The sequence below is a fragment of the Streptomyces sp. SID4985 genome, assembly GCF_009863025.1.
Lineage (GTDB): Bacteria > Actinomycetota > Actinomycetes > Streptomycetales > Streptomycetaceae > Streptomyces.
Genome location: NZ_WWIR01000065.1, coordinates 37686 through 50413, shown reverse-complemented (window position 1 = coordinate 50413; position 12728 = coordinate 37686). Strand labels below are relative to the sequence as shown.

The window sequence follows — 12728 nt, the reverse complement described above, 5'->3', positions numbered from 1 at the left end:
GGCGGGGTCGGCTCAGGACCTGGCGGTACCGGAGGCGGTGTCGGACCCGGTCCCGGCGGCGTCGGCCCGGGGCCCGGCTCGGGGGGCGGTACCGGGCTCGGGTACGGATCCGGCGGCGTGGGCCCCGGACCGGGCGGCGGGGCCGGGGGTACGGGGGCGGGGTTCGGCTGGGTCATGACTGTCCTCCGGGCGGTCCCGGAACCGGTGACCACGGGACCACCACCCGACTACCCGACCACCCCGGGCTCACTCCCCCGCCCCGACCCCCGCCTTCGCGTCCGCGTCCGCCACCGCCGAGGGTCAGGCCGAAACGGCCTGCGGGCTCCGCTCCTGGTCCGACCCCGGCACCGGCTCGGAGGGGTCGGCCCCGAGGGCGACGATCCGGTTCTCCCCGTCCACATGCACGACCTTCGGCTGCAGCGCCCGCGCCTCGGCGTCGTCGACCTGCGCATAGCTGATCAGAATCACCAGGTCCCCGGGATGCACCAGATGCGCGGCCGCCCCGTTGATCCCGATCACCCCGGACCCACGCTCACCCTCGATGACGTACGTCTCCAGCCGGGCCCCATTGGTGATGTCCACGATGTGCACGAGCTCGCCGGGCAGCAGATCGGCGGCGTCCAACAGGTCCGCGTCGATGGTCACGGACCCCACGTAGTGCAGGTCGGCCTGGGTGACGGTGGCGCGGTGAATCTTCGACTTGAACATCGTGCGCAGCATTCTTGACTCCCGAAAGACGGCTCCCTGCCTGCTTTCTGCAGGTCAAGGGCGGCGTTCACCCTACACCGGCACGCACCGGGCCCGAAGATTGTGAGGAAAATCGGTCCGACCAGGCGAGAGGCTGCCCTGCCTGCGCTTCCGAGCGATCCAGACCGTTAGGGCGAGTCACTTGCCGGTAGCACGCTCGTAGCGCCGATGGAGACGACGACGTCAGCCGGACAGCCAGGACATGGTCCGCTCCACGACCCAGTGGTGCCGGCCAGGTGTCGGGATGATTCGACGGCCTTGCAGGGCGAGACGGTGCCGGACGTTGCGGGCCCTGGCGGTCCACGAGCAGGTGGACTTCCGATCCCTTCTTGCCGCGCGGTCGGTCGGATTCGGTCCTGTCAGCTGCCGCCTTTGAGGGCCCCGGACGCTGACGGAGCCGATCGCGCACCGCGACCGGTCCAGCTCACCCTGGGCGCCGAGGCCGTCCAGGACCAGGCCGCGGAGCTTGGCCCACACTCTGGCCGCGGTCCACTCGGTGAACCGCCGGACCGCGGTGACTCCCGACAGCCCCAAGCCCCGTGGGAGTTGACTCCAGCTGCAGCCCGAAGCGGCCACGAAGACGAGGTGCGCCCAGAAATGTCACCTAAATCATCATCACGACAAAGAAAAAGCCCACCAGCAAAAACCCGACAAAGCCAAAAATGATGCCATTCCGGCGAAGTGAAGACACACTTTCCAGATCACCCTCTCGCCTGACGTCACGCATGGTGAAAAAGGATGCGACGGCGATAATCAGAGCAAGTCCCCCGATTCCGCAGAGGATGAAACCCGCCAATCTGAGCCACAACAGGACACCACTCGCCTCGGAAGCAGCCTCGTACATCGGACCCCCTTGATCACCCGGACGGAGAACCAAGCCAACGTACGGCACGTCCGGCACCCGGACCATCCGCTTGCAGGAAACAAAAGGGGGCGGACACCAGCGATCTCCCGGCCCTGAGGGAGGTGATCTGGACACTCAAGGAGAGCGGGGTCGCCACGACCATCACTCTGGCACTGGCGGCCCTCGAGACCAGGCTTGCTGTCATCGGCGTGAAGTTCCTGGCCCCTCAAAAAACCTTGGCCTTCTTCCCGCCGCGAGTCGGCACTCATGCCCACCCAGCCAGAACCAAACGATCACGGCCGGAAAGCGGATGGTGTCAGCCGACGTTCCATCGGCTCCGCGTAGTAGCCGCTCTGGCCGCGCAGCAGATAGCCGTACTTCGCGGTGCCGCGCTTCTGCCCGTACCGCTCTATCGCCTTCTCGCGGACATATTTTGGCTCCTGGACGCCTTTTACATGGCCGTCCGCTATCGCTCCCTTGCCATACGCATCACGGGGAATGCTAGATCTTCGACCTGAAGGTCAAAGGAGGTGTGCACCCTCCACCGCGACCCCTCGGAGCCGACGGTTCACAGCGGCAGCGCCCCGATCTCCTGCCGTGCCCCCTCGAAGAGCATGCGAGCGCGCTTGCGCCGGAACTCCATCCCGACGCGGTCAAGGTGCCGGCGTCCGCGCTCGGAGGTCCCCGCGACGAGGGACGCGGCGAGGTTCTTCGTGATCACGGCCGGTACGACCCACGGCAGCGTGACGGGAAGGCCCAGGTCTCGCAGGCTCTGCTTACCGAGGAAGTACCGCAGCATGCTCAGGAGACGTGCCTGGGTGTACCGGGCGCGGAGTGAGGTCAGTCGGCCGTGGTCGAGGTGTCGTTCCCCGTCGACGATCGCAGCCGACAGGGCCGCGCCCGCCGGTGTCTGAGCGTCCTGGGCGAGCAGGACGTGGTAGTTGAACGTGTTCTGCTCGCGTTCCGTGTCGAAGAGCCAGTCCTCGTTCACGCCGAGGAGCAGGCCGACGTATTTCCAGAGGTGCATCACCGCGAGGGAGTCCTCCGCGCTCACGTGGCGGCCGAGGAAACGGGCGCCCAGGAGGAGGGTGCTGTTGAAGAGGCCGAGGGTGCCGGCCTGGTCGGACTGGTTGATGGGGAGGCCCCAACGGGCTGTGTCCCAGCGGCCGTTGGTCTCGAAGCGGTCGTTGATCAGCGCGTGCATCGCGCGCACGTGGACCGTGAGCCGGAACCCCTCCCCGTCGCGTCGCATTCCGCCCGGCTCGACCACCGCACGTGTCCACGTCTCGGTCTCGCCGAGCCGTCTCATGGCGTTCGCACCCGACAGACCGCCCGTGGCGACCAGCAGGTCGGCGGGTCCGCCGTACCGGTAGCCGCCGATCAGGGAGAGCTGCAGCAGGACGTCGGTCGCGGTCCGTCCCATCCGCCGGACCACGGCGGCGCCCCGCTCCAAGCGGTCGAAGTCGACCCAGTCCGGCACCTCGTCGACCAGCGCGAAGAACCGCAGCAGGGCGGCCGGGGCGTCGGGGACGGACTGGACGCCCTCGTCGAGGGCCCTCCTGAATTGAGCCATGGTGACGCGTTCAGTCTTCGCGGTGCCGTCCTCGGTGCCGTCCTTGCGCATGGCACGGACCAAGGCCGCTCCCGGTTCGTCGCGGGCGTACATACGTCGGCCGATGAGGGCGAGCAGTTCCTCGTCCACGTGATCGACCCCGGCCACGCGCCGCAGGACTCTGCCCATGCGGAGACTGCGCTCCGGGGCGCCGCGGAAGCGACGCGGATACGGCGAGCTCTTCCGCCCGTCCTGTGCGTCGAGTGGAGTCACATGTGGATGCTGACACGAGCGATTACTCGCGTTCAATTCGCGTTCTCGGAGTGAACATGACCGTTAACCCGCCACAGCGTGCGACCAGACGGATCCCCTGCAGGACCCGTCCCGCGCCATGGTGGAGCTGTATGAGGCCAGGACGTTGGTGACGCCCTGGCGTAGTCGAGTGGCGGGCGCCTGGCTGGCTGCTCCGCTGTGGGGCCGGTGGTAGTTGTAGTGGATGTTCCGGACAGCGAGGCCCTTGCGTCGCTGATCTTCGGAAGTCCAGGTGCGGGCGTAGAGAAACTCTTCAGTGAGTATCCGGTTGTAGCGTTCCACCTTGCCGTTGTGGCGAGGCGTTCAGGGCGTGATCCGTTGATGGCGTGACTCGAGGAGTGATCGCGCGAACGGGTCCGCGCGGTAGCAGCTGCCGTTGTCAGTCACGATGCGTTCGATGTGGGTGATGCCGTGGGTCGCGAACAGGCTCGTGCTCTGTGGAGGAACGCGACAGCTGTGACGGCCTTCTCGTCCGGCAAAGCATTCGATCAGACGACGGCGGCCCTCGAGCGACGGGGGCGCGTTGCGGTGGGTCATTGTTGACCATCCCCGATGGCAGCGGATGCCTTTTGGTCGGGTGACAGCGGGGCCACTCCCACATGCTCGCCACGCCGGCCCGGCCGCTCAGCCATGTCGACCAGCGCGCGAGCATGGTCAGCGTGGGTGATACGACTGGTCAGGTCCCCGACCTCGGTAAGTGCGTATCCTCCGGTGGGTTTTGCGTCCGGGGCGAAGTCTCCCGCGGGGCTCACGGCTGTCCACTGCAGGTCGGACGCTTTGATTGTCTCCAGCACAATGCGGTGTCCCAAGGAGAACGGCCGGTACTCCACAGGAAAGCCATCGGTGTCGACGGCCGGAACTCCGGAGGGACCGGACAGCAACGAGGCGATGCTCACCCAGACCAGCCGGGTAACCCCCGAGTTCTGCAGACCGGTCACCAAGCCGTTTGCCGCGGCCTGGAAGAAGGCTCTCGGGTCGGTGTCAGCGGGCGCCACGGCCGCGATCGCGACATCGTGGCCCGATACGGCCCGTGCCACTGCTTCCGGGTCGGTGATGTCCGCGTCCGCGCTTCTCAATGACGTCACGCGGTGCCCACGTGCGGTCGCCTCGTCCGCCGCGGCGCTGCCGGTCCTGCCGCCTGCTCCGAAGATCACGATTTTCATCATGCGCTCGACGCTAGGCGAGCCCCCGGTTACCGATTGGGTACCTACACTTGGGCTATGCGCCGGCTCTCGCCCGAGACGTTTGACGAACTGTGTCCCTCCTCGATGCTGCCGATCCGGATGCAGAACAAGTGGGCGCCATTGGTCATGCGCCTGCTCAGCGAGGGAGTTCAACCGTTCAGCGAGCTGCGCAGGGCACTGCCGAGGACGAGCCCCAAAGAGCTCACTCGGGCACTGCGGTCACTCGTCCGTGACGGGTTCATCACCCATGACGCCGGCGCCGCCTCCCCCGGCTACAGCCTCACTCCACTCGGGAAAAGCCTCCTCGCCGTCCTCCTGGACGTCTACGCCTGGACCGCCGAGCACTGGGACGAACTCGTCGACGCCCGCGAGCGCGCAGACCGCACAGAGATCGGTTCGCCTGTCACCAACGTCCTGACCCGCAACACTTAGGCGCCCCAAGATCTGAAAATCACCCACGACGCCGCACCGTGGGCGCGATCACCAGTCGCAAGCCGAGGATGTCTCAAATTCATAAACTTAGAGTCGATCAGCTATGTTCACCACTTACGCCATCTATCAGTGATCGCGTAGCGACTCACGCCATGACGGGAGGCCAATTCGCCGACATCAACCCCGTTCTCAGTCAGCACATCATCGATGAAGAGGCAGATCTGCTCTCGTTCGTCGGTGTCGATACTGCCGCCACGCACTTCCTGATTCGCTCTGTTCAGAGCGAGAACAGCCCGTTCAACAACAGCGAGGATATGTGCGTCCGACGCTTCCCCCAGTCCTCGCGCTTCAGCTTCGAAGGTTGCCAACGAGGTGTCGACAGACTCCAGGAAACCCTCGGAGTAAACACCCAGGAAGGAAGTGCAGTCAGGACTCAGTGCACCGTCAGCGACCTCTCGGGCCTCTCTCGCCATTTCACGACGCCAGTACTGAGAAGGTCTTTCAGTCATAACGAAATCCTACCGTGCGTTCTGCGAACCTGTGACCGCGAGGACGCCGTCCGTGACATCACCAAATGACGTCACGGACGGCGGTCTGCACCTACCCGTTACTCCCAACCCACGGAAAGGGTTACGCTGGCGGACCTTGGTCGATCATGTCAAGGCCGGAGCGGAAACAAGCCGCCACCTCGACGTCCCCTAAGGAGCGGGGGCGTTTATTCGATTCAAGAGCGTACCCCCGCCAATACCTCCGTAGTAATCAATCAGGTTTTGCTCGTGCTGGTATATCAGCGACTCGTCTTCGCCCGGAAGCTCAATCCAGTCGAGCTCTCGAACATCAGAAGATTTATATCCAGAGCCTTTGACGGCATGCCTGTCGTCACTGAAAGCACGATGGACTCTGCGGTGAATGGTGTTCGTCTTCGTCGCAGACCCCACGTACACTTTCCCATCCTTCATCTTGATGATGTAGACGCCCTGGGTGTCGGGAACGTTCAACCGACCAGTGGGCGAATGGGAACCGAACGTTCGGCATCCGTTGCTGTTATGAACGAGAACCGGCGTCTCGCCCGCCAGCACATAGTACGTGTGCAGCTCACTGACAGTCAGGTTGTACATGTCCGCCGCACCAGGCCGGAGCTTGACCGCAATGACCCGCACGTGCTTGTCGGCGGAGGTGTTCAGGGCGTGGCCGGGCGTGAGTTTTCCGGCCGGTACCCAGGTGTGGGTGGTGTCGTCCCAGAAGGGGTGGCGGGACGTGGTGTGGAGGGTCTGGGTCCTGTCGTCGGAGTCCTTGAACCGCACGTCGACCAGGTCGTTGTCATGGTTGACCAGCCATGAGGTGACCTCGCGGGAGCCCTGGTGCTTGCCGTTGCCGGGGTCGGCGCTCTCGACGTGGTCGCCGGGTTCGACCTTTCCGATGGGCTTGGTCGTGCCGTCGGCCATGAGGACCGGGGTGTCCGGGTCGAAACTGCACCCGCGACCGCCCGTCGGGGCTTCTCCCGAACCGCTTCGGCCTCCTCCCCTCTGGCCCAGGCGGCCGACCACGCGCCCGTTGCCGGCGATCAGGCCGCTTTCCGCACCGGCCGTGACGAGGTCGACGGGGTTGAACCAGTCGGCGCCGCAGTCCCAGTCGGACTCGCAGGCCAGCATCTTGCCCTTGACCCGCTGGTAGACCTCGGGGTCGGAGCCGTCCTCCCGGGGAGCCATGCAGTCATGGCTGTTCCCGTGGTTGAACGGGTCGCAGACGTAGGCGGCCCACTTGCTGAAGTTGGCGGCCACCTCGTTGACGTGCGGGTTGTCCGCCTCCATGTAGACGGCCGGGTAGATCCTGACGTACCACTTCCCGTCCTTCTCGCTCTTCACCATGTTGTTGGAGTCGCCGTGCGCGGCGGTGGGCAACTTGCCCGTGTATCCGGCCCCGCTGTAACCGGGAACTCCCACTCCGCCGGCACCACGAGGTGCCTTCTTCACGTACTCCTTGGGGTGGCCGTTGGAGCCCGTGCCGCCGATCGGGTAGCCGATTCCGCACTGGTCGGCCATGCACAGCCCGGACGGGTCGCTGCTCGTGACAGGACTGTTGTTGGCGTAGGCGTAGGCGTTCAGGGTCTGGGGATCGGCCGTGGTCATCAGCGGATCGACGCTGAGGAAACGGCCGTTCGCCGCGTCGTACTCGCGGGCGCCGAGGTGGGTGAGGCCGGTGGAGGTGTCGTCGGTGCCGCCGACGAAGCCCTTGGTCCCGGTCCACGTGGCCGGCTTGGTGCCGCGCAGGCCGCCGAACGGCATGGTGCGCCGCTGGGTCTCCGCCTGGGTGGTGGCGTTGACGGACAGCTGGGCGGTGCCGTGGTGGTCGGCCAGAGTGAAGGAGATGCTGCCGTCGTTGGCCTGGACGGCCTGGTGGCCGCCGCCGACGTCGATGTAGCGGGTGCCCTTGGCGGTGGTGGCGTTCTTCGCCAGGGTGATCTCGGTGGCGCCGAGGTAGAGCGTGGTCTCCGTCGGGGTACGGCCGATGAGGCGGTTGCCGTCGGCGTCGTACAGATACTCGGTGACCTTGTCGCTGCCGCCCGCCACCGGCTCGGTGACCTTGGCGAGATGCCCCTCGGCGTCCCAGTCCAGGGTCTGGGAGCTGCCGTTGGCCAGCAGCCGCGTGCGGGTGTTGCCCGCGTCGTCGTAGGTGAAGGTGTCGGCGGACTTCCCCGATGCCGAGGTGGTGTCCACCGTGCCCAGGCCGTGCGGCCGGACCGCGCTCGGACCGGAGTCGGGGTAGTGGTAGTCCCGCCGGGTGTCCGGGGCCCCGGCCGTGGTGCCGTGCTGGGTCTCGGTGAGCCGGTTGCCGACCTTGTCGTAGGTGTAGGAGTTCCAGTACGGGGCCGGTCCGCCCAGCACCCCGGTCGCGGGGTCCGTCGCGCAGCCGGTGTTCGGCTGGCTCCAGGCCTCGGTCATGCGGGCGAGGTAGTCGTAGGTGAAGCACTGGTTGTCGGTGCCGGAGCGGGACGTGTCCGAGACCGACAGGACGTTGCCCGCCTCGTCGTAGGAGTAGGTGTTGTACTGGTCGACGCCCGCGACGTCCTGGCGGTCCACCCGCGAGGTGGCCAGCCGCTGGGTGCCGTACTGATAGGTGTTGGTCTCGAACGTGCTCTTTCCGCCGTTGGCGGTGAGCGAGTACTGCAGCGGCTGGCCGGTGAGGCTGTACGCGGTGGTGGCGGTGAGGTTGAGCGGGCCGCTGACCTTGACGGGCCGCAGGGTGCCGTCCTCGTAGGTGTAGGTGACGGTGTCGGCGGCCAGGTCACCGGCCTTGGGGTAACCGACGCCAGCCACGGTGCCGGAGTCGTTGTACGTGGTCGCCGACAGGTAGGTGCCCTGGAGTCCGGTGCCCTCGGACGCGGGGATCACCACCGAGGTACGCAGCGGCCGGTACAGCCGGTCGTAGGCGACGACGCTCGACTTGTACTCCTGGCCGCCGCTGAAGCGCGAGCTGGACGCGAGTTGGCCCTTGGCCCCGCTGATGGTGTCGTAGACCCACTTGGCGCGCAGGGTGCCGGTCGGCGAGCCGTCGTGCAGCTCGGTCCTACGGCCGAGGCCGTCGTAGACATGGGCGAGGACAGAGTTGCGGCCGTCCTTGCTGGTGGTGAGCTGGGAGCGGTCGTCGTACTCGAGGTGGCCGGCGCCCTTGTCGGGGTCGGTGGTGTCGGTGAGCCGGCCCAGCAGGTCGTACTTCCAGGTCCAGACGTTGCCCGCCGGGTCGGTCACCTTGGTGAGTTCACCGTGGGGGCTGTAGCCGTAGGTGGTGGAGTCGTAGGCGGCGTCGGCGGCACGGGCGCGCAGCTGGCGCAGTTCGGTGGTGTGGCCGCGGGCGTCGACGAGAGACGTGGTGGCGGTGGCTCCGGCCGGTGGGATCACCGTGGTGCGGTCGCCGCCGTAGATGGTCCTGGTGGTGCTGAGGACGGCGCCGCCGTCGCCGTTGCCGGCGGTCTTGCGCGACTCGGTCATCCGGCCCAGGCCGTCATAGGTGTAGCGGCTCTGGGTCTCGACGCTCAGCGCGTCCTGGGGCTTGAGGAGCGTGGCCGACGGCGCGGCCGTGATGTAGTAGGGAGCGAACTCCTTGGCGGTCAGGCCGCGTTCGTCGTAGAAGGTGTCCGCCAGCAGCGTCCCGCCGTTCGGGCCGGGGGTCTGGGTCTGCCGGGGCCGCAGGAAGCCGTCGTAGAAGGTGTACGCGGTGTCCTGCGCACCGTTGTTGCCGATGGTCTTGGTGGTCACCACGACCGGCTGGTTCTCGGCGACGGTGTAGCCGAACTGGTAGCTGGGCGTCTGGCCGGTGGTGCGGTCCGCCTGCCACACCTTCGTGGTGCGGCCCAGCGCGTCATAGGCGTAGGTGGTGACCTTGCTGTTGGTGTCGGACACGGTGAGCGGCAGGCCGCGCAGCGCCTCGTAGGCGGTGGTCGTCGTCTGCGCGGTCGTGCTGTCCCCGACCGTGGCGGGCGGGGTGGTGGCCGTGCTGCTGGTGGGGAAACCCGAGGTGGGGGTGTAGGCGGTGGTGCTGGTCCGTCCGTCGGTGCGGGCGGTGCGGGTGAGGGTGCCGGCGGAGGTGACGGTGACGTCGGCGGTCAGGTCGGTGGTGGTCAGCGGCCGGCCGTAGCCGTCGTAGGTGGTGCCGGACTCCAGGTAGGCCGCGGTCGTGCCGTTGTAGGTCTTGAGCTTGGCCATCCGGGTGAGGTCGCCCTTGACGGCGGCGGCGCCGTAGGCCAGTCCGTCGTAGGCGGTGCGGACGTCGGAGACGACGTCGGCCGGGCGGCTGGTGGTGGCGTCGCACGCCTTCGCGACCGTCTCGACCCGTGCCGGTGCGCCGAGGACTGCGCCGTCGGGGGCGTAGGTGGTCCGGGTGCACTGGTCGTCGGCCGCGGTGGCCGTGTCACCGAGGTCCTCGGTCTGGGTGACCAGGCCGGTGGCGTCGTCGAAGGTGTTGGTCTGTGCCGTGGTCCGCCACTTGACGCCCGCGCCGTCGTCCAGCGAGGTCCACGCCTTGGTGGACGCGGTGCCGGAGAAGTTGGCGGTGACGGTGCCCCAGTCACGGACCTTCTGCGCGGTCTGGTGGTACCAGGGACGGCTCACCGTCTTGGACAGCACATTGCCGCCGGGAGCGGAGTAGGTGACGGTCTTGTACGCGTATCCCGCCTGCGACTTGAGGTCGGTGATCGGGTCGCCCTCACCGGAGTCGAGGGCGACCGACACGGACTTGATGCCGCCGTCGGTGTTCTTCCGGTCGCCGTCCATGCCGCGCAGGAAGTACGTGTCGGTCTGTGTCCGCATCGCCGGGGCGCCGCCCTGACCGCCGGTGCGCACCCGCACATGGCCGTAACCGCGCCACTGCGACCAGGTCTTGGACTTCTCCTTGGTCAGACCGTCGTCATCGTCGTAGTGCCAGGCCGCGCCGTCCAGGTATTCGTACGTGGCGACCCGGTCGGGCGCGCCACCGGTGCGGTCGGTCGAAGTGACCGAGTCGGCCACGTACTTGTTGAACCACTGGAGGTCCGGGGCCTCGGTCGTGCTGCCGCCGATGTACTGCGGGAAACAGCGGGTGGTGTTGGTCTGCGGCGTGGGCAGCGAGGCGGCGTCACACACCGGCGCCGAGTAGCCGACGTCGACCTGGCCGCCCGACTCGTCCGAGACGGTCGACAGGCGGGACTTGATGTACGGCGCGTAGCCGTCACCTGTCTTGTCGAGCCGGTTGGGGAGCTGGGTGTAGGCGAAGGTGACCTTCGGCAGCTGAATCGAGGCCGCGGTGTCGTAGCCGGTGTGCTGGATGGAGTCCAGCAGCAGTTGGTAGTCGGTGTCGGCCATGCCCCAGCGGTGGGTGAGCTTCCAGCTGTCGACGTTGCTGTAGGAGCCGGACACCAGCACCTGGGAGGTGACGTCGGTCAGCCGCTTGCGGGTGAAGAAGGCCGGGGAGACCCTGCCCTTGTCGCAGTCGGTGCCCGCGTCGCAGTTCAGGTCCCAGGGGGTGTCGTACCAGTACTGGGAGCCCGTGGTGATGGACGAGCAGGTGGTCTGGCTGTCGGGGATGCACCGCTCGCCGCTGATGAAGTTGACCTTGGCGAGCGCCTTGGCCGAGTACATGGCCGTCGACTTCAGCCCGTACTCGACCCGGTCCAGGGTGCCGCCGCGGACGTAGGGGGTGTCGTCGGCGGCGGTGAGGTTGCGGCCGTAGGAGTTGGTCTCCTTGTCGTAGTAGTAGGCGATGGCGTTGCCGTGCGGGTCCACGACGTAGTCCAGGTTCCAGCGCCAGCCCTGCTGGCACCAGGACGCCGCGAAGGTCGAGGCGTTGCAGGGTTCGCCCGCGTTGTTGCCGAAGACCGGCACCGTCCACGTCGAGTCGGTGGCCTCGTTGCCGCTCGCCCAGCCGGGCAGCCGGTTGTAGCCGAAGAAGTACTGGGTGCCGTCGGGGGTCGTCACCCGCCAGTACTCGTCGTTGCGGGCGCCGTTGGAGCGTACGTCGGACGCCGAGCCGTAGATCCGGTCGACCTTCGTGCCGTCGTCGTTCTTCAGCTTGAAGGAGTTGGTGCCGTTGGGCACCAGTTCTCCGCCGGAGCCGTTCAGCGACAGGGAGGCGTTGTCGTACGCCCAGCACAGGTCGCCGGGCTTGTTCCCGTCGGCGTTGGTCACGCCGTCGTCGGAGCATCCCTTGTAGCTGCGCTCGATGAAGCCGGGCGATAGGTCGAATCCGTCACCGGCCCAGGACGCCTGGTTGTTGCTGTTTCCGGTCCGGCCGTCGACGCCGCTGGAGGAGTAGGACAGCGCGACCTGCGGGGCCAGGCCGCCGGGCACCTGCGGCACCGGCATGTCGTAGGACCAGCCGAACGAGCCGCTGTTCGAATCAATGTTCCAGGTCGACGACGACGAGAGCGAGGTGGCCTTGTAGTCACCGCGGTCACCGGCGGCCGAGGTGGTGGCCGCCAGTACGGTCGCCCCGCTCGCGCCGAGCGCGACCGACGACGCGGTCAGCGTCCGCTTCTCGGTGTCGTTGACCGTCTTCACCGGCTCGGTGGTACGGCACTTCTTCACCTCCGGCGTCGTCAGCGCGCACGCCGGAAGGCGGACCAGGGTCAGCCGGGACGCGTAGTCGCCGCCGTAGAGCCCGGCGAACGACGAGTAGTCCAGCCCGGCGCGCACCTTGCCGTCGTGACGTAAGGCGCCCTGCCGGGGAGTGAGGGTGAAGAGCGGCCCGTCGACCCCCGCCTTCCTGGCCGCCGCGCGGGACAGCATGCCGACGGTGTAGGTGCCGTCGGCCGCGTCCTTGGCCTTGCCGACCCGTGTGTCCAGGGTGAGCGGCAGTCCCTTGACGCGGGTGGCCCCCTGGCCCAGCGTCACCGCTGCCGTGCCCGCCTTCGGCCATGCGGTGGCCGGTGCCTTCGCGGGGGTGCGGGGTCCCTTCATCACCTTGCGGGGCAACGGCTTGCTTAGCGGGACGACGGCGACCGGCGACTGCGCCTTGGGCAGCGCGGGCTTGTGCCAGCCCTGGGCGACGGCGGGCAGTTCCGACGCTTGCAACAGCGCCGCCGTCAGCACGGTGGCCGTGATCACGGCCACCCGGCGCCACGGCCGCCCTGTTCCTGCGCGTGCTCTGACTGTCATGCGAGTCTGTTTTCCTTCTGTTGACGAGT

At 67.4% G+C, this 12728-nt stretch carries 7 protein-coding genes and 2 pseudogenes; 1 reads left to right on the top strand and 8 read right to left on the bottom strand.

The annotated features are described in order from the left end of the window. Positions 1 to 300: 300 nt before the first annotated feature. The 6 genes and pseudogenes from panD to GTW40_RS02655 all read right to left on the bottom strand — a co-directional run bounded on the left by panD (position 301) and on the right by GTW40_RS02655 (position 4621). Positions 301 to 720 carry an aspartate 1-decarboxylase gene (panD, locus tag GTW40_RS02675; protein WP_161178519.1) on the bottom strand — a complete coding sequence of 140 codons (420 nt, stop codon included), beginning with the start codon at positions 718 to 720 and terminating at the stop codon, positions 301 to 303. Between the two features lie 213 nt (positions 721 to 933). Continuing rightward, positions 934 to 1332: pseudogene (locus GTW40_RS32485) on the bottom strand (IS5/IS1182 family transposase); the annotation flags it as partial. Between the two features lie 19 nt (positions 1333 to 1351). Further along, positions 1352 to 1591 carry a hypothetical protein gene (locus GTW40_RS02670; protein ID WP_161178518.1) on the bottom strand — a complete coding sequence of 80 codons (240 nt, stop codon included), beginning with the start codon at positions 1589 to 1591 and terminating at the stop codon, positions 1352 to 1354. Between the two features lie 568 nt (positions 1592 to 2159). Continuing rightward, complete coding sequence (locus GTW40_RS02665; RefSeq protein WP_161178517.1) at positions 2160 to 3332, bottom strand: oxygenase MpaB family protein; 1173 nt, start codon at positions 3330 to 3332, stop codon at positions 2160 to 2162. A 210-nt stretch (positions 3333 to 3542) separates the two neighbouring features. After that, positions 3543 to 3943 (bottom strand): annotated as a pseudogene (locus GTW40_RS32940) (integrase core domain-containing protein); the annotation flags it as partial. A gap of 45 nt (positions 3944 to 3988) precedes the next feature. Next, positions 3989 to 4621, bottom strand: a complete 633-nt coding sequence (locus GTW40_RS02655; RefSeq protein ID WP_161178516.1) for an NAD(P)H-binding protein — start codon at positions 4619 to 4621, stop codon at positions 3989 to 3991. Between the two features lie 54 nt (positions 4622 to 4675). On the opposite strand from GTW40_RS02655, the gene GTW40_RS02650 reads away from it, so the two are divergent. Beyond that, on the top strand, positions 4676 to 5071 hold the full coding sequence (locus GTW40_RS02650) for a helix-turn-helix domain-containing protein (protein ID WP_161178515.1): 396 nt from the start codon (positions 4676 to 4678) through the stop codon (positions 5069 to 5071). Between the two features lie 107 nt (positions 5072 to 5178). Here GTW40_RS02650 and GTW40_RS02645 read toward each other — a convergent pair whose 3' ends face one another. Both GTW40_RS02645 and GTW40_RS02640 read right to left on the bottom strand, forming a co-directional pair. After that, positions 5179 to 5580 carry a hypothetical protein gene (locus GTW40_RS02645; protein ID WP_237525297.1) on the bottom strand — a complete coding sequence of 134 codons (402 nt, stop codon included), beginning with the start codon at positions 5578 to 5580 and terminating at the stop codon, positions 5179 to 5181. 189 nt (positions 5581 to 5769) lie between these two features. Next, positions 5770 to 12699, bottom strand: coding sequence for a polymorphic toxin-type HINT domain-containing protein (locus GTW40_RS02640; RefSeq protein WP_161178514.1), 6930 nt, complete (start codon positions 12697 to 12699; stop codon positions 5770 to 5772). Positions 12700 to 12728: the final 29 nt, after the last annotated feature.

What these genes read in the sequence shown, in the direction of transcription:
- panD (WP_161178519.1), bottom strand. Translation starts at nt 720, where the DNA reads ATGCTGCGCACGATGTTCAAGTCGAAGATTCACCGCGCCACCGTCACC.
- GTW40_RS02670 (WP_161178518.1), bottom strand. Translation starts at nt 1,591, where the DNA reads ATGTACGAGGCTGCTTCCGAGGCGAGTGGTGTCCTGTTGTGGCTCAGA.
- GTW40_RS02665 (WP_161178517.1), bottom strand. Translation starts at nt 3,332, where the DNA reads ATGGGCAGAGTCCTGCGGCGCGTGGCCGGGGTCGATCACGTGGACGAG.
- GTW40_RS02655 (WP_161178516.1), bottom strand. Translation starts at nt 4,621, where the DNA reads ATGATGAAAATCGTGATCTTCGGAGCAGGCGGCAGGACCGGCAGCGCC.
- GTW40_RS02650 (WP_161178515.1), top strand. Translation starts at nt 4,676, where the DNA reads ATGCGCCGGCTCTCGCCCGAGACGTTTGACGAACTGTGTCCCTCCTCG.
- GTW40_RS02645 (WP_237525297.1), bottom strand. Translation starts at nt 5,580, where the DNA reads ATGACTGAAAGACCTTCTCAGTACTGGCGTCGTGAAATGGCGAGAGAG.
- GTW40_RS02640 (WP_161178514.1), bottom strand. Translation starts at nt 12,699, where the DNA reads ATGACAGTCAGAGCACGCGCAGGAACAGGGCGGCCGTGGCGCCGGGTG.